General features: G+C 38.9%; 21 protein-coding genes. 11 read left to right on the top strand and 10 right to left on the bottom strand.

Annotated features, from left to right (window positions below; translation table 11 throughout):
- The first annotated feature begins 1 nt into the window (after position 1).
- The gene (locus tag BWP33_RS05045; RefSeq protein ID WP_040629637.1) at positions 2–505 is read left to right on the top strand and encodes a DUF1841 family protein; all 504 of its coding nucleotides are present in this window, start codon (positions 2–4) and stop codon (positions 503–505) included.
- A gap of 96 nt (positions 506–601) precedes the next feature.
- Here the strand turns inward: BWP33_RS05045 and lipA are convergent, their stop codons facing one another.
- The 9 genes from lipA to BWP33_RS05000 form a co-directional block, all read right to left on the bottom strand.
- The gene (gene lipA, locus BWP33_RS05040; protein ID WP_002643097.1) at positions 602–1,597 is read right to left on the bottom strand and encodes a lipoyl synthase; all 996 of its coding nucleotides are present in this window, start codon (positions 1,595–1,597) and stop codon (positions 602–604) included.
- A gap of 45 nt (positions 1,598–1,642) precedes the next feature.
- Positions 1,643–1,918, bottom strand: a complete 276-nt coding sequence (locus BWP33_RS05035; RefSeq protein WP_002643098.1) for a hypothetical protein — start codon at positions 1,916–1,918, stop codon at positions 1,643–1,645.
- A 42-nt stretch (positions 1,919–1,960) separates the two neighbouring features.
- Positions 1,961–2,575, bottom strand: a complete 615-nt coding sequence (gene lipB, locus BWP33_RS05030; RefSeq protein WP_002643099.1) for a lipoyl(octanoyl) transferase LipB — start codon at positions 2,573–2,575, stop codon at positions 1,961–1,963.
- Positions 2,576–2,593: 18 nt separating this feature from the next.
- Positions 2,594–2,863 carry a YbeD family protein gene (locus BWP33_RS05025; protein ID WP_002643100.1) on the bottom strand — a complete coding sequence of 90 codons (270 nt, stop codon included), beginning with the start codon at positions 2,861–2,863 and terminating at the stop codon, positions 2,594–2,596.
- 154 nt (positions 2,864–3,017) lie between these two features.
- Complete coding sequence (locus BWP33_RS05020) at positions 3,018–3,491, bottom strand: TlpA disulfide reductase family protein (protein ID WP_002643101.1); 474 nt, start codon at positions 3,489–3,491, stop codon at positions 3,018–3,020.
- 33 nt (positions 3,492–3,524) lie between these two features.
- Positions 3,525–3,770: a hypothetical protein gene (locus tag BWP33_RS05015; protein WP_002643102.1), complete on the bottom strand. Its 246-nt coding sequence runs from the start codon at positions 3,768–3,770 to the stop codon at positions 3,525–3,527.
- 279 nt (positions 3,771–4,049) lie between these two features.
- On the bottom strand, positions 4,050–4,778 hold the full coding sequence (locus BWP33_RS05010) for a lysophospholipid acyltransferase family protein (protein WP_002643103.1): 729 nt from the start codon (positions 4,776–4,778) through the stop codon (positions 4,050–4,052).
- A gap of 425 nt (positions 4,779–5,203) precedes the next feature.
- On the bottom strand, positions 5,204–7,138 hold the full coding sequence (locus BWP33_RS05005; protein ID WP_002643104.1) for a protein kinase domain-containing protein: 1,935 nt from the start codon (positions 7,136–7,138) through the stop codon (positions 5,204–5,206).
- 27 nt (positions 7,139–7,165) lie between these two features.
- Positions 7,166–8,173 (bottom strand): PP2C family protein-serine/threonine phosphatase, encoded by a 1,008-nt coding sequence (locus tag BWP33_RS05000; RefSeq protein WP_002643105.1) that lies wholly within the window; start codon positions 8,171–8,173, stop codon positions 7,166–7,168.
- A gap of 239 nt (positions 8,174–8,412) precedes the next feature.
- Here BWP33_RS05000 and BWP33_RS04995 point away from each other — a divergent pair, with 239 nt between their 5' ends.
- The 8 genes from BWP33_RS04995 to BWP33_RS04965 all read left to right on the top strand — a co-directional run bounded on the left by BWP33_RS04995 (position 8,413) and on the right by BWP33_RS04965 (position 14,511).
- A complete protein-coding gene (locus tag BWP33_RS04995; RefSeq protein WP_104930303.1) occupies positions 8,413–10,026 on the top strand; it encodes a replication initiation factor domain-containing protein in 1,614 nt (537 codons plus the stop codon).
- Complete coding sequence (locus tag BWP33_RS04990; RefSeq protein WP_002643000.1) at positions 10,023–10,331, top strand: hypothetical protein; 309 nt, start codon at positions 10,023–10,025, stop codon at positions 10,329–10,331. The genes BWP33_RS04995 and BWP33_RS04990 overlap by 4 nt, the downstream gene beginning before the upstream one ends.
- 90 nt (positions 10,332–10,421) lie before the next feature.
- Positions 10,422–10,658 carry a hypothetical protein gene (locus BWP33_RS04985; protein WP_002643001.1) on the top strand — a complete coding sequence of 79 codons (237 nt, stop codon included), beginning with the start codon at positions 10,422–10,424 and terminating at the stop codon, positions 10,656–10,658.
- Positions 10,659–10,735: 77 nt separating this feature from the next.
- Complete coding sequence (locus BWP33_RS04980; protein ID WP_224451194.1) at positions 10,736–11,011, top strand: hypothetical protein; 276 nt, start codon at positions 10,736–10,738, stop codon at positions 11,009–11,011.
- Between the two features lie 167 nt (positions 11,012–11,178).
- Positions 11,179–12,675, top strand: coding sequence for a virulence factor TspB C-terminal domain-related protein (locus BWP33_RS12655; protein ID WP_170021079.1), 1,497 nt, complete (start codon positions 11,179–11,181; stop codon positions 12,673–12,675).
- Between the two features lie 327 nt (positions 12,676–13,002).
- On the top strand, positions 13,003–13,158 hold the full coding sequence (locus BWP33_RS13295; protein WP_398407865.1) for a virulence factor TspB C-terminal domain-related protein: 156 nt from the start codon (positions 13,003–13,005) through the stop codon (positions 13,156–13,158).
- Between the two features lie 3 nt (positions 13,159–13,161).
- Positions 13,162–13,464: a DUF2523 domain-containing protein gene (locus BWP33_RS04970; RefSeq protein ID WP_002643121.1), complete on the top strand. Its 303-nt coding sequence runs from the start codon at positions 13,162–13,164 to the stop codon at positions 13,462–13,464.
- A 6-nt stretch (positions 13,465–13,470) separates the two neighbouring features.
- Entirely contained in the window at positions 13,471–14,511 is a 1,041-nt protein-coding gene (locus BWP33_RS04965) for a zonular occludens toxin family protein (RefSeq protein WP_002643122.1), read from the top strand.
- Positions 14,512–14,593: 82 nt separating this feature from the next.
- Here BWP33_RS04965 and BWP33_RS04960 read toward each other — a convergent pair whose 3' ends face one another.
- The gene (locus BWP33_RS04960) at positions 14,594–15,034 is read right to left on the bottom strand and encodes an energy transducer TonB (protein WP_002643123.1); all 441 of its coding nucleotides are present in this window, start codon (positions 15,032–15,034) and stop codon (positions 14,594–14,596) included.
- Between the two features lie 172 nt (positions 15,035–15,206).
- Between BWP33_RS04960 and BWP33_RS04955 the strand changes: the two genes are divergently transcribed.
- Together BWP33_RS04955 and uvrA are read left to right on the top strand one after the other, a co-directional pair.
- Positions 15,207–16,199: an IS110 family RNA-guided transposase gene (locus BWP33_RS04955; RefSeq protein ID WP_002642883.1), complete on the top strand. Its 993-nt coding sequence runs from the start codon at positions 15,207–15,209 to the stop codon at positions 16,197–16,199.
- Between the two features lie 310 nt (positions 16,200–16,509).
- Complete coding sequence (gene uvrA / locus BWP33_RS04950) at positions 16,510–19,359, top strand: excinuclease ABC subunit UvrA (protein ID WP_002641658.1); 2,850 nt, start codon at positions 16,510–16,512, stop codon at positions 19,357–19,359.
- The last annotated feature ends 32 nt before the right edge of the window (positions 19,360–19,391 follow it).

Here is a 19,391-nt window from a genome sequence, read left to right as displayed (position 1 = left end):
CATGTATGATGTCAATACCCACGATGTTCGCCGATTTTTTGCACAAGTTTGGCAATTGCGTTTGGCACCTGTGCAGCTGGATGCGCTGCAAACCAAAGCCTTACGCATTTTGCAAGCCCATACAGAGTATGCCTATATTCTTGATAATATTGAACAATATTTAGATTATGAATGGACACCTGACAAAGGCGAAAGCAATCCGTTTTTGCATTTATCCATGCACCTGAGTATTCAAGAGCAAGTAGCGATTGACCAACCGTTTGGAATTCGCAGTATTCACGCGCAATTGTGTGCGAAATACGGTGATGATTGGGTGCACGCCGAACACGAAATGATGGACGCACTCGCCGAGACATTGTGGGATGCACAGCGTTTTGGATGTGGATTAGATGTTAATAATTATATGACTAAATTGAGAAAATTAGTCAATTTAGGTGCAGAAGACAACGCCCGAATCAATCCCCACGAAGTGCCATTATCCGAGCAAATCAGCGAGCGCAAATAGGTGTACGCTTTTGCAGGCAGCCTGAAACCTTTGCAAAACCTTCAAATCTGAAAATAGAAGTTTTGCAAAGGTTTAACCTAAAAAATCAATCATGATTTAATGATGACCACAGCCACCTTGTTTATGTGTTTCAATAACATCTTTTGCTTGCATATCAGCATGATACGAACTACGCACCATCGCACCAATTGCGGCATTGGTAAAGCCCATTGCATAGGCTTCTTTTTCAAATTGTTTGAACATTTCGGGTGTTACATAGCGCAATACAGGCAAATGCCCGTCAGATGGTTGCAAATATTGCCCCACCGTAATCATTTCAATATTATTGGCACGCATATCACGCATGATTTCACGGATTTCATCATCTGTTTCGCCTAAGCCGACCATAATGCCCGATTTGGTCGGAATATGCGGCATCATCTCACGGAAACGGCGCAATAATTCCAAAGAATGTTGATAATCTGCCCCTGGACGTGCTTGTTTATATAAACGTGGATGTGTTTCCAAATTGTGATTCATCACATCTGGCGGATTTTTTGCCAAGATTTCCAACGCAATGTCCAAACGCCCACGAAAATCAGGCACCAAAATCTCAATTTTGGTATTTGGACTCGTTTCACGAATCGCATTGATGCAATCGGCAAAATGCTGTGCGCCACCATCACGCAAATCATCGCGGTCTACCGAAGTAATCACGACATATTTCAATTTCATCGCCGCCACCGATTCGGCTAAATGGCGCGGTTCATTCGCATCTAATTCATTCGGACGACCATGCCCCACATCGCAAAACGGACAACGGCGCGTACAAATATCACCCATAATCATAAAAGTAGCCGTACCATGACTGAAACATTCACCAATATTCGGGCAAGACGCTTCTTCGCACACGGTATGCATTTTCTGACTACGCAAAATATCTTTGATTTCAAAGAATTTTTGGCTGGACGGAACCTTAGCACGAATCCAACTTGGTTTTTTCAATTTTTCTTCAAGTGGCACGACTTTAATGGGAATTCGGGCAGTTTTGCTTGCGCCTTTGTGTTTCACACCTTGCGCGTTGTCTAACACGTTTTTTGCTTCTGTAGACATATTCATTCTTTCTTTTGATTAAATTATTTTCAGGCAGCCTGAAAATTAGGCGCGAACAAATTGTGTCAAATCCGACCATTGTTCAATTTTAAATGAATGGATATTGCGAACCGATGAGCTGAACCACGATTCTTGTCGCAATGCCAAAACCGCCGTAAACAAATCCGCCACATTGTCTGATTGCGAAATAAACACTTTACCCATGTTTTTAAAGCCATAATTTTGCAGAATTTCTGCAATTTCTGCATAGGCTTGTTGTTCGGTATGCGAATAAAACATTTGCAAATCTCGAGTGTTTAAATCAAAAGTAATGCCGTACATAATGAGTAACTCCAAATAAGTTGTCAATAAATGAATAATTTTTTAGGCTGCCTGAAAAACCAATTCACGCATCAAATGCGCGGTTAATTTATCTGCCACTGCGTCTAAACTCGGCGCAGGTTGCACATAATCGGCAATTTGCGTCATCTCCAAACCCGCATATCCACACGGATTGATTTGATGAAATGGCTCTAAATCCATATTCACATTTAATGCCAAGCCGTGATAAACCGAGCCATTTTTAATCCGCAAACCCAATGATGCAATTTTGCGTTCACCCACATACACCCCAGGACGATTGGGGTCGTTAGTGGATTGAATGTTGTATTGTGCCAAAGTCGCGATAATTGCATTTTCCAGTGCAGAAACGATGTGGCGCACGCTGGTTTTACGGCGTTTGAAATCAATCAGCGTATAAACAACGAGTTGTCCTAATCCGTGATAGGTAATTTGTCCACCGCGGTCAATTTGCACAACAGGAATGTCGCTGCTGGCGAGCAAATGTTCGGGCTTACCTGCCAAACCTTGCGTAAACACCGATGGATGTTCCACAACCCATAATTCGTCTTCGGTGTCGGCGGTGCGGTTGGCGTTAAATGCTTTCATTTCTTCAAACACGGGCGCGTATTCGCGTGTGCCTAATTTTACGATTTTCATGTTCAGGCTGCCTGAAAATTAAAACACGACTTTAACCATCGGATGCGATGTTACGGCGCGATAAATATTATCCAAATGTTCTTGATTTTTGGCGTAAACGGTTACGGTTGCGCCGACAAATTTGCCGCCAGAACTCGGACGCATTTGAATATGAGATTCATTGGTTTCGGGAGCGTGTTGCTGAATGGTTTTGAGAATTTCGGGGACAAAATCGGGGTGTGCTGCACCCATGATTTTCAGTTTAAAATCAGTGGGAAACTCAATTAATGAAGTTTGTTGTTCGGACATAAGAAAACTCGTCAAAATAAATAAGGAAATTTTTCTGCTGCTGAAAATGTTGCTTTTCAGGTAGCCTGAAAAATCATATGGTGCTTATTGTATCAATTTTCTAGTCTAAACAAAAATCCACCCAAATGAATTTGAGTGGATTTGATTGAAAAAATTATTTAGAACAAGAACTTTGTGCTTTTTGTACAGCTTGATTCAAGCGATCAAAAGTGAGTTCACCGACAATTTTTTCTTCATACGCACATTTTGGGGCGCGAATTACGGTGTAGGGTAAACCGCCAATTTGATTGCCGAATTGGCTCATCATGGCGCGACTGTTTGTGCCAGTGTAGCGCAAAATCGGGTATTTTACGGGGACTTGCTTCAAAAACTGGCTGACATTTTCAGGGCTGTCAATGGCGATGCCAACCATGCCGACTTTTTGTTTTTTGCCGATTTGTGTATACCATTTGCTCATATCGGGCATTTCTTTGCGACACGGTTTACACCAAGCTGCCCAAAAATTAATGATTTGCACATGGGTTTGAGGGATATCTTGCGCTTTATTGTTGATGTGATTGACAAAATCGCCAGCGTTCGCCAAACTTGCAGCCAAGCCAATAAATATGCTAAACAATGCTTTTTTCATGAAAAATTCCTTTCAGGCAGCCTGAAAAATGTCTTAAGACAATGTCCAACCGCTTAGAATCATGATTTTTTCTTCTTCATTTAAGCGGCATTTGAAACCTTTTTTGCCATAATATGCCATCACGTCCTGCATATTGGACGCATCACCGATATAAACATGGCATTCACGTTTGCCATAGCCAACAGCATTGCGCAATTCTCCATCAATGTCGTTGAGTAATAATTGATTTTGAATTTCCCATAAACGGATAAATTGGCTTTTTGCAAATTCAATATCCATAATGTTCGTCCTTTAATTAATAAATAATTAATAAATGAAAATGAAGTGAGATTTCTATTATAACCGCAAATTGGATTTTATCAGGCTGCTTTTTACCAAATTTTCGTGATTTTGTCGCAATAATACACGTTTTCAGGCAACCTGAAGTCTTTGCCAGCACTCATCTTTGGTTCATTTGTTTGCGATGTGTTTCTTTCATGTTTAAAATATTTAAATATTATCTGAATGTTATGATATGTTGTCGCTTTGGACGGCACTCAAATCTAGCTTGAAATATTTCTACATTTTTTGATAACAAGGACCTTGCCCTGTGATTTGTGTTTGTTGTTCTTCAATCCAATTTTCGCAGGCTGCCATTAATTCAGCTTCTGTGCCAAGCGTGTGGGCAATTGGCTTGCCAATGCGTACTTGAATCGTGCCAGGGTATTTCAAAAAGGCATTTTTTGCCCAATATTCGCCACTATTGTGGGCAACTGGCACCAAATCCATAGCAAAAGCTTGCGCCATACGTGCACCACCCAAACGGTATTTGCCGCGTTCGCCTGCTTTCATGCGCGTGCCTTCAGGGAAAATGACAATCCACAAACCATCTTGTTTGCGTTTGATGCCTTGTTTGAGCATATGCTCCATGGATTGCTTGCCTTTGCTGCGGTCAATGGCAATCATGTTTGCTAATTTTAAACCCCAGCCAAAGAATGGAATTAGAAATAATTCTTTTTTTAAAACATATACTTGTAGTGGAAAAATGTCTTGTAATGCTAAAGTTTCCCAGCCACTTTGGTGTTTGGCGCAAATAATTGCGGGTTCGGTGGGAATATTTTCTACGCCATGTACTTCGTATTTTAGTCCGATGATGTTTTTTAAGCACCACAACATACATTGCGCCCAAATTTTTCCCACTTTGTTCGCGCCTTGTGGCAACAGCATAAATGGTAAACCCATAAAAAACATAATGGGTAAACTGATGACCAAAATCAACCAATAAATTAAATTACGAAGAATAAGCATGATATTTTTCAAGTAGTTAAAATTTTTCAGACGAATTTGATTTTCAGATTGCCTGAAAAAGCATAGACAAAAAACACGTATTGTAACGGATTTTTTAACGTAGTGTGTTCGCGATGAGAAATTAAAAAATTGAAGAATAATTATTTATTATTTCTGACACAAACAAACCATCACAAAAACTCTTTAACGTAAACGTAGATAATTAGTACATAAGGGGCGGACAACACAGTATATTTAAGAACCTGCATTCACAGCCAAGCGTGATGTTTTTTTACTCTATTTGGCTGCTGCATTGAATTTCATGTTACATTCGTACCAACTGGGACAAAAATCCATTTCATGTTGACTATCAATACAGGTTCTTAAATTTTAAACAACTATATACAACTATATTTGAATATTTTCAGGCTGCCTGAACGTTTCTTTTAAAATAAATGATTAACTAAATTTTGTTTATCTTTTTTATCTGATTGATTGTCATTGCTTTCTGTGGAAATGGGTGTTACAGAAGCGTTGTCAGCATCATCACCAGTAGAATCATTTGGCGATGAATCTACCGTTTTGGGCTGGCTGCGAATAGTTTCGCCAATTAAATCACCGTTGCGGAATGTGCCACGGTAACTATCTGTTTTTTCGCCATTATCAAATGTAGTGATTTCCCCAGAGCCATTCCACAAGCCATTTTTATGACCACCCTTGTATTTGATAATTGAATTGCCTTGTTTAAATGAACAATTTGCTTGTTTATAAGTGAATGTTCCCACGCAACGAACAGACATTCCGAGCATACCTGTTATTTCACCTTTGCTATTTATTTTGATATTATCATTAGCAAATTCACCCACATACACGGCATTATTTTTGTATTTCATCATACCTTTGCCACTCAATTTATCACGCACAAATCCGCCTTCATAAGATGCAATCGGTGATGATTCGGCGGGAATGTATTTGCCGTAACCATGTTTCATGTCATTTTTCCATGAGCCATCGTACATACTGCCTTTAGGATATAAACATTTACCCATGCCATTTCGTTCATTATTTAACATACCTACTTTACATTCCGTACCATCATCAAATTTTAATGTGGCATTACCTGTATTATCTTGTGCCACGCCATTTTGCAGCCAGCCTGTATAAACTACTGTTTTACCTTTTAATTTTAATTCAGCCGTGCCATGATACGGTTTGCCACTGCTTTTGTTGAAATATTGCAGCCAGTCTTTGATATGCGGATAACTCCATAGGGCTACACCTGAAATAATCGACAATGAAATCAATCGTTTTATCCAAATACCCATCTTTTTTAGGCTGCCTGAAAGTGAAAACCGTGTTTGATGAGTTGAATGTGATGGCGGTTTGTGCTGCTTTTGAGGCTTGGTTTTTGGGGGCGTGGCTGGTGACACCATTTGTGTTTGTGGCGACACAACTTGGGTACGCGGCGGAACCACAGTTATGGTGGAGGTTGTGGTACTTGGTTGATTTTGTCCTGATAATGCCATTTTCATGTCTAACGCTGTCTGAAAACGATTTTCAGGCTGCACACTCAAACCTTTATCAATCGCGTCCAAAAAATAATGTGGATACAAATGACGATAACTTGGATTGTGTGCCAATTTGGGTTGCAAATCTTGTTGCAAACGGTCGGGCGCAGCTTCCACCAATTTGCCTGTGATGGCTTGATACAAACTTGCGGATAAACTGTAAATATCCAGTGATGGTTTGTAGTGTGTGGTGCGTGTACCATATTGTTCAATTGGTGCAAAATTGGGTGTGAGCAAATTGGTTTGCGGTCTGTTGCTGTTGATGGCAAAACGCGCCGAACCAAAATCAATCAACACAGGTGTCCCATCGGCGGTTAATAAAATATTTGCTGGTTTGATGTCGCGGTGGAGCAAGTCTCGTGCATGAATATAGCTTAATCCGTCTAAAATCGGTAAGAAAATGGCGTTTAATTCGTCTGTTGTGGGCGTGGAATGGCTGGCAATCCAATCCAAAAAAGTATTGCTGCCCATATAGGGCATAACAAAATATGCTGTTCCATTTTCTTCAAATAAATCTGATACTTTAACAATATTAGTGTGATTCAAACCATGTAAAATTTTGGCTTCTTGGAAAAAACTGTTCAACCCCCAATTGAAAACTTCGGTTTTATCGGCTTGTGGGGGCGTAACGCGTCCATTGTCGCGAACAGCAAATTCAGGCAAATATTCTTTGATGACTGACCTTGAACCTAAATTAACGTGTTGCGCCAAATAAGTAATGCCAAATGTACCCGAACCCAATACGCGTTGAATTCGGTAAACGCCATGTAGCAGGCTGCCTGAAGATAAAGCATAACGATGATTGATTGACATAATATCTCTTTGTATTTAATTATTTAATTAATGGTTGGTACTGGCTGCGCTGGCAGCCATGATTTGACTGATGACATTGTGCGGTATTGTGTTAGGCTGCTGAATTTGGCTGGTGCTGGGTGGGGCATTGTTCGCCACATTTTGATGACCCGAACCGTCTAACCAAATCATCAAAATAATTAATAATATCGCTGCCAATCCCACACCCAAAATCATAAATTTCCATGGTAACGCTTCTTTTTCAGGCTGCCTGAAAGATTGGATGACTACATTGATGGTGGGTGGCGATTCAATTTTTCGTTCATTGGTGTATTCAATGACGATGATGCTGGCATTGTCTTGCTGTGGCTTTTGTTGGGCGATAACGGCTTGCAACAAACGCGTTGTTAATTCTGCAAACTCAACGTGTTGGATTTGTTTTTCAATTTGTTCGTGGCTTAAAGTTTGTATGCCATCACTGGCCAGAATCAAGCGTTCTCCCATTTTCAGGCAGCCTGAAGATTGGTCAATGTGTGTGATGGCATTACCTGTTAATGCGCTGGTAATGGCATGGCGTTGGGGGTGTTGTTCGGCCTCTTCGGCGGATATTGCGCCTACCTGCACCATTTTTTTCAAATCTTCGGCAAATGCGTGGTTGGCGTTAATGCGTTTGAGGCTGCCTGAAAATTGGTAGAGCGGCGAATCGCCAACGCTGATGTAATCAAATTGCCCATTTTCCTGTATTAAAACAGCGACTAATGTTGTTCCCATGCCTTGCAATTCAGGTTGTTGCAAAGTACGCGTTAATAAAGCAGCGTTGGCGCGTAATAAGGCGGTGTACAGTGCATCGGTGGGCGATTCGTCGGCAATTGGGTTAGCGAAATAATCCAAAAACGATTGGATAACGGATTGGCTAGCGGTTTCGCCGCCATTGTGTCCGCCCATGCCATCTGCCAGGACGAATAATTGCAGTTGTGGCGACACGCGCAAAGAATTAATGGCATCTTGTTGCGATTCGCGATTACCGATAATTTGTTGAGATTGTGAATGTATCATGATGATTTTTTCAGTAAATAACGATGAGAGTGTAGAAAAATTAGAACGTTTTGACAATCTGCACAATGCGTGAAAAAAGGTTAAAATACACGGTTTTCCATTTTTCAGACTGCCTTATATATTAGAGCCTCTGCTGTGGGGGCTGTAAATCTAACAAGTATCTTTTGCTTTTAAGCAATTATTTGATTTAAGGCTGATTGAAGCCCCTACTTTATTTTTTAAAGTGTGGGGCTTTAATTATGTCTAGTTTACAAAACATGAATTATGAAATTGTAAAAACTGAACAAGGCAAATTTGCATTATATGTTAATGGCGAATTTGTAAAGGATTATACACGCAAATCTAGTGCGATTCGTGGATACGAGCGCTTGATTGCTTCTTTAGGTTCTGTGGAAAGTGGCTGCGCCGATGCGCAGACAGACAGCGCGTGCGCGGCAGGCTGCGGAGCGGTGCAGCCACCCCCCACTAGTAACACGGGGGGACAAAATTTTAAGCCTGTGAAACAAGGGGGGGTAAGTCATATTTCAGAAATACAAAATCATTATGTAATGGTTAATGGCGAAATTAAAGCCGTTCCTTTACGTAAAGGTGTAGGTATGTCTGCACATATAGATACCATCACTATTACTTTTTCAAAATATTCTCTTTTAACTTTAGAACAAAGTGTTCAATGTGAAAGTGAAGATGCTGAAGATGAGCTTGTTTTAGCCAATGCTGAAGCCATGCTTTTTGAAATTTTTGGTTTTTATTTTTCAAGTCGTGGAAACGGTCGTAATGGTTATCCTAAAACAGCTAATATGGGTTTGAAATCTGATGAACGCATTAAATACGGATTTTTTGGTTGGGGTAATGGAGATAAACAAGGTGGGACTGTTTGTATTTATGTTTCGGGTGTTGGTTTAGCGGCAGCTTTGGACGGATGGGAAAATCGTCTTTATGACTGGATAAAGGATTATGCGCCATCATGCAAAATAACGCGAATTGATTTAGCACATGATTTTTTAAAAGGCGAATATACGCCATTACAAGCCTATTCTGATTGGGCTGCTGGTAAATTTAAATCAGGAAATACACAGCCTAACGCTGAAATGGCTGGAGTGGGCTGGCTGAATGCGCCTGACGGTGGGCGGACTTTGTATATTGGAAGTCGTAAAAATGGTTCTCGCGTGGTTCGCGTTTATGAAAAAGGCATTGAACAGGGAGACAGGAGTAGCCCTTGGGTTCGTTTTGAACTGCAAATGCGAAACCGCGATATTGTGCTTGAGCATGAAATTTTATTGAAACCCGGTGAATACTTAACAGGGGCGTACCCAATTTGTGAAGAATTATTCATGATATATTCAGAAGATTTAAAAAAGCCTGATCGACTCCAAAAAATGAAAGAAATCAGTGTTGAGCATATGCTTCATCACGCGTCAATTCAAGTTAGCCCAACGATTAAAACATTAAAGTTTATGGGTTTTGAAGAACAAGAGATTGTTCAACTTCTTGAAAACGTAGGGGCAAAAATGAATAAACGATTGCACCCTAACGCATTTGATGCTGGTTATCCATTTGTTGAATTTATAAAAGAAAACAAGAGAAAACCATCCGATATTGATTTAAGAAATTATATTTTTGAAAAAAAGCTAGTTGAATCAGAAATTCAACAAGAACAAAAGCCTAAAGTGAATACCGAAGAATTGAAGCAATTTCGTAACAATTTGAAATCGGATTTATTTTTAAGGGCAGTATTTGGAAAAGGTTTTACAAGAGAGCTACAAGAGTCGATGACTTATGATGAATATTTGCATCTTCGTTACGGACAATATAAGCAACAAAATTTAAACCCTAAACATAAGGAAACATCATGAAAACATTACTTCGTAAAATCAAATGGAACAAAGGAAAAACGGAAAACGGTCAAGAATACGACTATACACGCCTTTATATCGAGGTTCCAGTTTATGAACATCAGGAAAAAGAGTTTGGTGTTGATGTAGTTGAGTTGGAATTTGGCAAATCTGAGCAGCATAGTGAATTAATTAATTTGCGTGGCAAATTGCCTTGTTTAGTTGAAGTTGAATTTTCGCCAGTGAAAAAAGGCAATAATACTGTTAACTTAGTAACGAAGCTGCAAGTATTACAGAATGAAAAGCCGAAAACAGCGCAGTCTTAAAGCCTGAAAGATTTTTTATTTTGACGTGTTGGGCTGCCGCGTCAAAAACCCCACGAAGCAGCCTATTTTTTAAACTTTCGGAGATTACTTATGAAAGCAAATATCAAACAAGTGTGTCGTGCTGTATCTGATAAAGCTACATCTGCGGTTATTGTAGGTAGCGCATTGTTGGCAACTAACTCTTTTGCTGGTCCATTGGCTGAAGCCGTAAAGGCTGAAACATCGGATTTCAAAACTGATTTATATGCTGTTGGTGGCGTTGTAATTGGTTTGGCTATGGTTGGCGTTGGTGTTGCAATGGTTGTTCGCATGATGCGTCGTGCTTAATTAGCTTAGGGGGTTCTATGGGATATCGTGTAGGGGGTCAATGCTTCACCACATCGGAGGAAGCGTCCGATTACAAGATGAGCTTAGTAACCCCCACTATTGCTCAAGATGGCGTTTTAAAAATGCCTATTCGTAAAGATGATGGCTGGTATTTTCCTGTATCAGGTATTAATTATAAACCTGTATTTATTAAAGTAGATATGTATCACCCCTATTGTGATGAATACGGTTTTTTAAAAGATGGTATTCAGGTTGGATTAATTATTACTTCATTGTTTGCAGTTTCTTTTTTTGTGAAGTTAGTGGTTAAGGTGTTAAATGGTTTAGGTCAATTTAAAGATTTAGGGGATTAATTATGTCGGGAACTTGGGAAATGTTAATTCTTAATTCTTAATATTTTGTTTATTCGGTAAAGGATGAAAATTGAGTGATATATTAATGTTTTTACTTGGGATATTAGTAACGGTTCCTTTTTGGATTATTTTTTTTTAAATTTATTTAAATGGAGCGTGTGGGGCGTATGTTTAAACAATTAAAGGCAGTATTTTTATTAATGTTGCTTTTTTTATCATGTAGTTCTTTTGCTCTTACAAAAGTAAAGATACCACTTAAATTGATCTCTGATTTTGTTCCTGATTTTAGTGCTAATTATCGTGCTTATGTTTATTATTTTAATGATGATAAATACGGTGGGTTCTATCGTGTTTATACTACTCCTGATAAGAGCTCCTTTGTTTGTACAATTGATGATTCTGTTGGCAAGTGTGTTGGTGAAAGATTTTCTACGCCTATGCAAGCTTTAAAATCAGTTTTACCAGATATTCAAAAAACTGCTGATCCTGGTTCTGTATGTAAAATTGATGATTATTCTTTATATATAAATTGTGTTATTCCTATAGGAAATGATGGTAAAAATACCGGCATTAATAATGAAACTAAAAAACCTAATTCTAATCTCTGTGGCAAATCTGTAGGTGGTATTTGGGTGCCAATGTCTTGTGATAATCCTATCGGTTCAAATTCTAATTTAGCTGGTTCTGGTAGTAGTTCTGGTAGTAGTTCTGGTAACAGTTCTGGTAGTAGTTCTGGTAGTGGTTCTGGTAGTGGTTCTGGTAGTGGTTCTGGTAGTGGTTCTGGTAGTGGTTCTGGTAGTGGTTCTGGTAGTGGTTCTGGTAGTGGTTCTGGTAGTTCTAATAATGGCTCGGGTAATACAACTTATATTCCAACTGTTCCTGATCTTTGTGGTACTGATGTTTCTAAAAATATGTGTCCTGGTGGAGATGGTTATGCAGCTCATGGAAATAATGTATATAGTTGTAGACGTGTGTTGGGACCGCCTATTTATAAAATTGAGTATTACAATTTTTGGGTTAGTAAAGGTTCTATGCTTTATTGTAATGGTACAGCATATTCTACTGATTCCACTTCAAATCCTGGTATAGTTAATATTACGATTTACAATAATTACGGTTCTACTGATGACGCTTTAAATGCCAGTAAGGTTTCTGATGATTCAGGTGTTGATGATGTCTATAATCGTTTACATAATAACGGTAGCGGTGGAAATAATAACTCAAGTGGGGGTGTTGGTGGATTTATGCCTAATGCTTCAGCTTCTTCTTCATCAGTTTTAGGTTCAGGTTCTGGTACTGGTTCTATATTAGGAAATGTATCTGCAAGTGGTGTTGGTGATTGTAAGCCAGGTCAAGATACTGTTAATTGTGTATTTTTGGGTACAAATGCTCAAGTTAATGATGCCATTTCAGGTGTAAGTAGTGGTAGTGATTTTGTTATAGGTACGACAGATGTTGATTTGAATAGTTTTAATAAATCAAATGATTTTGTTGAATCAGGTACTTGCCCAGCACCTAAACAAGTAAAAATTTTAGGTACAAATCATGAAATTAGTTATCAGCCTTTTTGTGATGCTGCTATTAAACTTCGTCCAATTATTATTTCGGTATCAATATTTTTATCATTTATGATTGTTCGTTCTGCTATTTTATCAAAGGATTAAACGTCATCAGGACGTAGGAGTAGAAGTGATGGGGGTTTAAACTAATGTGTCTCGATGACACATTAGTTTAATGAATAGTTAATGTAGCAATGTTTGTTTATTTAGTCATCAGTCCGTTATCGCATCGTTCAGGGGGTATGCGTAGTTAAATAAAATTAAAAAGGCGCGTCAAGGTCGCTCGCGTTCACTTTAACCTTGACGCGCCTTTTTAATTTTGTTTAACGTTTAGCATTCACCCTGAATGATGTGATAACTCAAAGGACTGGTGACTAAATAAACAAATGTTGCGTAATGGGTTTTTCAACTAATTTATTTTGATTTTTTTTCTTGACATTAATTACAGTAAAAATTTTAGGTACAAATCATGAAATTAGTTATTGGCCTTTTTGTGATGCTGCTATTAAACTTTGTCCAATTATTATTTTAGTATCGATATTTTTATCATTTATTGTTGTTCGTTCTGCTATTTTATTAAAGGATTAAAAAATGCCATTATTAGCTCGTATTGCTACAATGCTGATGAGTGTTTTAGGTACGTTAATTTCTACTTATGGTGGGCGTTTGTTGGCAGCTTTGGGTATATCTGTGATTAGTTATAAGGGTATAAGTTCTTTGCAGTCTCAATTTGTGAATTATTTAACAAGTCAATTTAGTAATATGCCTTCTGAAGTATTACAAATATTTTATTTAGCAGGTGGTGGCGTTGCCTTAAATTATATTTTTGGTGCATCAGCTTTTGCTTTTGGTTTGATGTCTGTTACTAAAATAGGTTCTGTTTTTAAAAGGTAATTAATTATGATTAGTTTAATTACTGGTTTACCAGGTTCTGGTAAGACTAGTCTAATTGTTCATATGCTGATGACTAGAAAAGATTTGCAAAATCGTCCTTTATTTGTCGATGGTATTCCTGAGCTTAAATTGCCCACTATGCCTATTCCTGATGGTGAGTCAATGGAAACATGGCATAAATGGGCTCCTGTAGGCGCAATTATTGTTATTGATGAAGCGCAGCGAATTTTTCGTCCCCGACCTGCTGGTTCTAAAGTTCCTGACTACGTTCATGAGCTTGAAACTCATCGTCATAAAGGTTTAGATTTTTTTATATTAACTCAGCATCCGCGATTAATTGATGTTAATTTACGTTCTTTGGTTGGAGAGCATCGTAATATTAGCCGTACTATGCTTGGGTTTAAACGCGTTTCTTATTGGCAAAAATGTGCGAATCCTGAATCTCGCAATGATGTTGCTGATGCTAAAAACAGCATTTTTACTACTAAAAAAGATGCTTTCGGTATGTATAAATCTGCTGAAGAACATAATAAGTTAAAAGGTTCACTAACTTCTTGGGTGTGGTTTTTGCCATTATTGATTTTTTTAGTGGTTTATTTATCTTTTAATTTGAAGTCTAGCCTTGAGAAAAAAACAGTTCAGAAAAAAACGGTACAGCAATCTGATCCAGTTAATCAGTCCAATAATCAGCAAGTAATTAATAATTCATCATTGCCTGTTCAGGCTGCATCACGGATTGAGCAGCCAATTACTCAGTACTTGAGTGAAAAGGATTTTGAACCAACAATAAAAGGCAAACCTTGGACGGCTCCTATTTATGACGGTTTAAATCGTAATGTCCAATCAATGCCTTTTCCTGTTGCTTGTGTTGAAAGTGTTAAAGCTAAAAAATGTACTTGTTATACTGACCAGGCAACCCCTATGCCTGAAATAGATAAAAAAACTTGTCTAGATTATGCACGTAATGGTATTTTTGATCCTTATAGGACTCCTGCTACCAATCAATATTATACACAACGTGATGATGGTACTTATACAGATAATTAATCTGAGTAATCTGCTACAGTTTTGACATTATGTGTTAAAATTTTACGCAGTTTTTAAAAAGATAATAATCCAAGTCTTTCTGTTATTCAGCAAGGTTAAATGTGTATGAAATTAAATAGCGTGTTCTGATCGGTTTACCTTGTTTGGTTTGCGGTTCTAGTTTTTCGTTCTTTGCTGTTTTAATTGCTGTGTAGTCTAATCTTGCGTGCCCACTACTGTGAGAAATTTTTGCTGATTCAATAATTCCATTTTTATTAACAATTATTTCTACTACCACTGAACCTTCTTCTTCATTTTCAAGGGATTCTTTGGAATATTGTGGCTTTAATTTACCTTTTATAAGTCCATAATCAATGATTTCATTTTCATTGGTTTTTGTTATTTTTTGAAATTCGCTTGGTTTTGTTGCTTGTATGTTTGGTAGTGTGTTAGTTTTAGGAACTTCGCTCTTTATGTTGGCTGCAATGTAGCCCAATATGCCACAAATAACCGATAACAGGGTAATGATAATATTTTGTTTCATGTTTAGTCCTAAATAAGAAAATTAATAATTATACTATGTTAAAGTGTTTAAATGTGTGATGCCTGCATATTTGCTGCCTTAATTTAAAATTATTATGATAGATTGGCACATACATTTTTTATTTTAATCATAACGGTATCTTGGGATAAAGCCCTTATTTGTAAGGTTTGAAATGGAAATTAAAGCGCATTTAGGTTTAGACATTAGTAAGAATAAAATTGATTGTTGTTTATTGATTAACAATGAAGCAATTAATTTTATTATTGATAACAATTCAAATGGTTTTAATAATTTATTGACACAATTTGCAAAGTATAAAATTGGATTGAATACAATTCATGTTTGCAGTGAAGCAACGAATGTTTATTATTTGCCAGTTTCAAAATTCTTATTTGAAAATGGCGCGTTAGTGAGCGTCGTAAATCCTTCAATTATTAAATCCTACGCGCAATTTAAATTGAAGCGTGTCAAAACAGACAAGCAAGACGCAAAATTAATTGCTGAATTTTGCGCGAAAGAGAATCCTGAAAAATGGCAGCCCGAAAGTGTTGAGCAAGTTAAATTGAAAAGTTTGCATAGACGAATTGAGCAGCTTTTAGAAATGCAGATAATGGAAAAAAATCGTTTAAGTGTTGCCGATTCTGTAGCTTTACACTCAATTAATCAAATGATTGATTTCTTGTCTAAACAAATTGAATTGTGTAGGCAAGAAATGCAAGATTTGATTAATAAAAGTGAGCAGTTGATGAGGAAGCAAAAGATTTTACAAAGTATTGTTGGTATTGGTAAAACAACAGCGCAAATTCTATTAAGTGTTATGATTGATCTGGACAAATTTCCAACATATCGCCATTTAGTTAGTTGGCTTGGCTTGTCTCCTATTATTCGTGATTCAGGGAATAAGAAAGGTTTATCTACAATTTCTAAGATGGGTAACCGTCCTATTCGTAAGGCTCTTTATATGCCCGCCCGCGCGGCTTGTACTCGAAGTAAGTTGTGGCGTTCTTGGTTTGAAGCGCATTTAGCGCGCGGAAAGCACCCTAAGCAAGTTTATGTATTGATGATGGTTAAATTAGTCAAATATGCTTATACTTGCTTGAAGAACAATACATACTTTGATGTTAAACGTCATCAGGACGTAGGAGCAGAAGAGATGGGGGTTTAAAATAATGTGGCTCGATGCCACATTATTTTAATAAATAGCTAATGTAGCAATGTTTGTTTGTTTAATCATCAGTCCGTTATCGCATCGTTCAGGGGGTATGCGTAGTTGAACGAAATTAAAAAAGCGCGTCAAGGTCGCTTGCGTTCACTTTAACCTTGACGCGCTTTTTTAATTTTGTTTAACGTTTAGCATTCACCCTGAATGATGTGATAACTAAAAGGACTGATGATTAAACAAACAAATGTTGCGAAATGGGTTTTGCCAATAATTTATTTTGATTTTTCACTTGACATTTATTACAGTATCTATTATGTCCAAAAAATCCACTATTTCAACACACAACAACGACACCATCCGCATTCGTGGCGCACGCACGCACAATCTCAAGAATATTGATTTGGATATTCCACGTCATCAACTTGTTGTGATTACGGGGCTTTCTGGTTCGGGCAAGTCATCATTGGCGTTTGACACGCTGTATGCTGAAGGGCAACGTCGCTACGTAGAAAGCCTGTCTGCTTACGCGCGTCAATTTTTGCAAATGATGGATAAGCCTGATGTGGATTTGATTGAAGGCTTGTCGCCTGCCATTTCTATTGAACAAAAATCCACGTCCCACAATCCGCGCTCAACGGTCGGTACGGTTACCGAAATTCACGATTATTTGCGTCTGTTGTATGCGCGTGTGGGGACACCGTATTGCCCTGAACATCATCAGCCGCTTAGCAGCCAAACCGTCTCGCAAATGGTGGATACGGTTTTAAGGCTGCCTGAAAACACGCGCGTGATGATTCTTGCGCCTGCGGTTGTGAACCGAAAGGGTGAATTTGTTGATTTATTTCAAGATTTGCAAGCGCAAGGTTTTACGCGTGTGCGTGTGGACGGCACGATTTACGAATTGGACGAAATCCCCAAACTGGAAAAAAACATCAAGCACAATATTGATGTCGTGATTGACCGCGTCAAAGTACGCGATGATATTCAGCAACGATTGGCGGAAAGTTTTGAGACGGCACTGCGACACGGCGAGGAACGGGCGTTGGCATTGGAAATGGATACGGGGACGGAACATTGGTTTTCAGCGCGATTTGCTTGCCCTGTTTGTTCATACAGTTTGCCTGAATTGGAGCCGCGTTTGTTTTCATTTAATAATCCGTTGGGTTCGTGTCAAACTTGCGATGGTTTGGGCAGCACTGATTTTTTTGACCCCGAACGCGTGGTGGCACACCCAGAATTGTCGCTGTCGGCTGGTGCAATTGAAGGTTGGGATAAACGAAACCAATTTTATTTCCAAATGATTCAATCACTTGCTCAACATTATGATTTTGATGTGCAGGCTGCATGGAACACGCTGCCTGAAAAAATTCAAAAAATTATTTTGAATGGCTCTGGAAAAGAAATTATTAAATTCAAATATTTATCTGAAAAAGGCGGGACGTTTGAACGAGAACACGCTTTTGAAGGGATTATGCCAAATTTAGAACGCCGTTATCGCGAAACCGATAGCGAAACCATACGTGAAAAATTACGCGAATATCAAAGTCATAGAGCTTGCCCGAGCTGTGGTGGGGCGCGTTTGCGAAAAGAAGCACGAAATGTGTTGGTTGGTGGCAAAGCTCTGCATGATGTGTCTGCCTTGCCGTTGAATCAAGCGTTGGATTTTTTTCAACATTTGAATTTAGATGGCAATAAAGCGCAAATTGCTGAAAAAATCTTGAAAGAAATCAATGAACGTTTGGGTTTTTTAATTAATGTGGGTTTGGATTATTTGAATTTGGCGCGTTCGGCGGAAACCTTGTCGGGTGGCGAAGCGCAACGCATTCGTTTAGCCAGTCAAATCGGTTCGGGTTTAACGGGTGTGATGTATGTGTTGGACGAACCATCGATTGGTTTACACCAGCGCGATAATGATAGACTGTTGATGACATTAAAAAAATTGCGCGATTTGGGTAACAGCGTGATTGTGGTGGAACACGATGAAGATGCCATTCGCCACGCCGATTTTGTAGTAGATATGGGGATAGGTGCCGGTGAACATGGGGGCAGCGTGATTGTTTCAGGCAGCCCTGAAGTGGTGGCGAAAAGTGCGCATTCATTGACAGGTCAATATTTAAGCGGTGCCAAATCCATTCCTGTGCCGTCTGAAAGAACGCCTGTTAATCCCGACAGAATGCTCGTTCTGAAAGGCGCAAGCGGCAACAATTTGAAAAATGTAACTCTGGAATTGCCTTTGGGCTTAATCACTTGCGTAACAGGCGTTTCAGGCAGCGGCAAATCCACGCTGATTAACGACACGCTTGCCAAAATCGCCCACCGCGAACTCAACCGCGCCCACGAAGAACCCGCCCCTTATGACAGTATTCGCGGCTTGGAACATTTAGACAAAGTGATTACGGTAGACCAATCGCCTATCGGTAGAACGCCACGTTCTAATCCCGCTACTTACACAGGTTTATTTACGCCAATTCGTGAATTATTTGCGGGTGTGCCATTATCGCGCGAACGCGGTTACAGCGTGGGGCGATTCTCGTTTAACGTCAAAGGCGGACGCTGTGAAGCTTGCCAAGGCGATGGGGTGATTAAAGTAGAAATGCACTTTTTGCCTGATGTGTACGTTCCTTGTGAAGTTTGCCACGGTAAACGCTACAATCGCGAAACACTGGAAGTGCAATACAAGGGCAAAAATATTCATGAAGTTTTACAATTAACCGTAGAAGAAGCTTTTGAATTTTTTGAAAATGTACCGACCATTGCCCGAAAATTACAAACACTCAAAGATGTTGGCTTAGGCTATATTCGTTTAGGGCAATCGGCAACCACTTTATCAGGTGGCGAAGCCCAACGCGTGAAATTGGCATTGGAATTATCCAAACGCGACACAGGCAGAACCTTGTACATTTTGGACGAACCGACTACAGGTTTGCACTTTGCTGACATTGCGCTTTTGTTGGAAGTGATTCAGCGACTAAAAGGCAAAGGCAACAGCATTGTGATTATTGAACATAATTTGGACGTAATCAAAACGGCTGATTATATTGTAGATTTGGGTAAAGAAGGGGGTGCTGGGGGCGGTGAGATTTTGGTTTCAGGCAGCCCTGAACAAGTAGCGAAGCACAAAACGAGTTATACGGCGAAGTATTTGAAAATGGTTTTGAAATGATTTTCAGGCAGCCTGAAAATATTTTATTAAAT

The organism is Simonsiella muelleri ATCC 29453, from assembly GCF_002951835.1.
Taxonomy (GTDB): domain Bacteria; phylum Pseudomonadota; class Gammaproteobacteria; order Burkholderiales; family Neisseriaceae; genus Simonsiella; species Simonsiella muelleri.
Note: the sequence above shows the minus strand (reverse complement) of the source record. Positions and strands in the feature narration are given on the sequence as shown.

Coding starts and splice junctions, on each gene's coding strand:
- uvrA (WP_002641658.1), top strand. CDS start 16,510: ATGTCCAAAAAATCCACTATTTCAACACACAACAACGACACCATCCGC.
- BWP33_RS05010 (WP_002643103.1), bottom strand. CDS start 4,778: ATGCTTATTCTTCGTAATTTAATTTATTGGTTGATTTTGGTCATCAGT.
- BWP33_RS05015 (WP_002643102.1), bottom strand. CDS start 3,770: ATGGATATTGAATTTGCAAAAAGCCAATTTATCCGTTTATGGGAAATT.
- BWP33_RS04970 (WP_002643121.1), top strand. CDS start 13,162: ATGCCATTATTAGCTCGTATTGCTACAATGCTGATGAGTGTTTTAGGT.
- BWP33_RS04995 (WP_104930303.1), top strand. CDS start 8,413: ATGTCTAGTTTACAAAACATGAATTATGAAATTGTAAAAACTGAACAA.
- BWP33_RS04990 (WP_002643000.1), top strand. CDS start 10,023: ATGAAAACATTACTTCGTAAAATCAAATGGAACAAAGGAAAAACGGAA.
- BWP33_RS05045 (WP_040629637.1), top strand. CDS start 2: ATGTATGATGTCAATACCCACGATGTTCGCCGATTTTTTGCACAAGTT.
- BWP33_RS04965 (WP_002643122.1), top strand. CDS start 13,471: ATGATTAGTTTAATTACTGGTTTACCAGGTTCTGGTAAGACTAGTCTA.
- lipA (WP_002643097.1), bottom strand. CDS start 1,597: ATGTCTACAGAAGCAAAAAACGTGTTAGACAACGCGCAAGGTGTGAAA.
- BWP33_RS05035 (WP_002643098.1), bottom strand. CDS start 1,918: ATGTACGGCATTACTTTTGATTTAAACACTCGAGATTTGCAAATGTTT.
- BWP33_RS05000 (WP_002643105.1), bottom strand. CDS start 8,173: ATGATACATTCACAATCTCAACAAATTATCGGTAATCGCGAATCGCAA.
- BWP33_RS04955 (WP_002642883.1), top strand. CDS start 15,207: ATGGAAATTAAAGCGCATTTAGGTTTAGACATTAGTAAGAATAAAATT.
- BWP33_RS04980 (WP_224451194.1), top strand. CDS start 10,736: ATGAGCTTAGTAACCCCCACTATTGCTCAAGATGGCGTTTTAAAAATG.
- BWP33_RS05020 (WP_002643101.1), bottom strand. CDS start 3,491: ATGAAAAAAGCATTGTTTAGCATATTTATTGGCTTGGCTGCAAGTTTG.
- BWP33_RS05025 (WP_002643100.1), bottom strand. CDS start 2,863: ATGTCCGAACAACAAACTTCATTAATTGAGTTTCCCACTGATTTTAAA.
- BWP33_RS12655 (WP_170021079.1), top strand. CDS start 11,179: ATGTTTAAACAATTAAAGGCAGTATTTTTATTAATGTTGCTTTTTTTA.
- BWP33_RS05005 (WP_002643104.1), bottom strand. CDS start 7,138: ATGTCAATCAATCATCGTTATGCTTTATCTTCAGGCAGCCTGCTACAT.
- BWP33_RS04985 (WP_002643001.1), top strand. CDS start 10,422: ATGAAAGCAAATATCAAACAAGTGTGTCGTGCTGTATCTGATAAAGCT.
- BWP33_RS04960 (WP_002643123.1), bottom strand. CDS start 15,034: ATGAAACAAAATATTATCATTACCCTGTTATCGGTTATTTGTGGCATA.
- lipB (WP_002643099.1), bottom strand. CDS start 2,575: ATGAAAATCGTAAAATTAGGCACACGCGAATACGCGCCCGTGTTTGAA.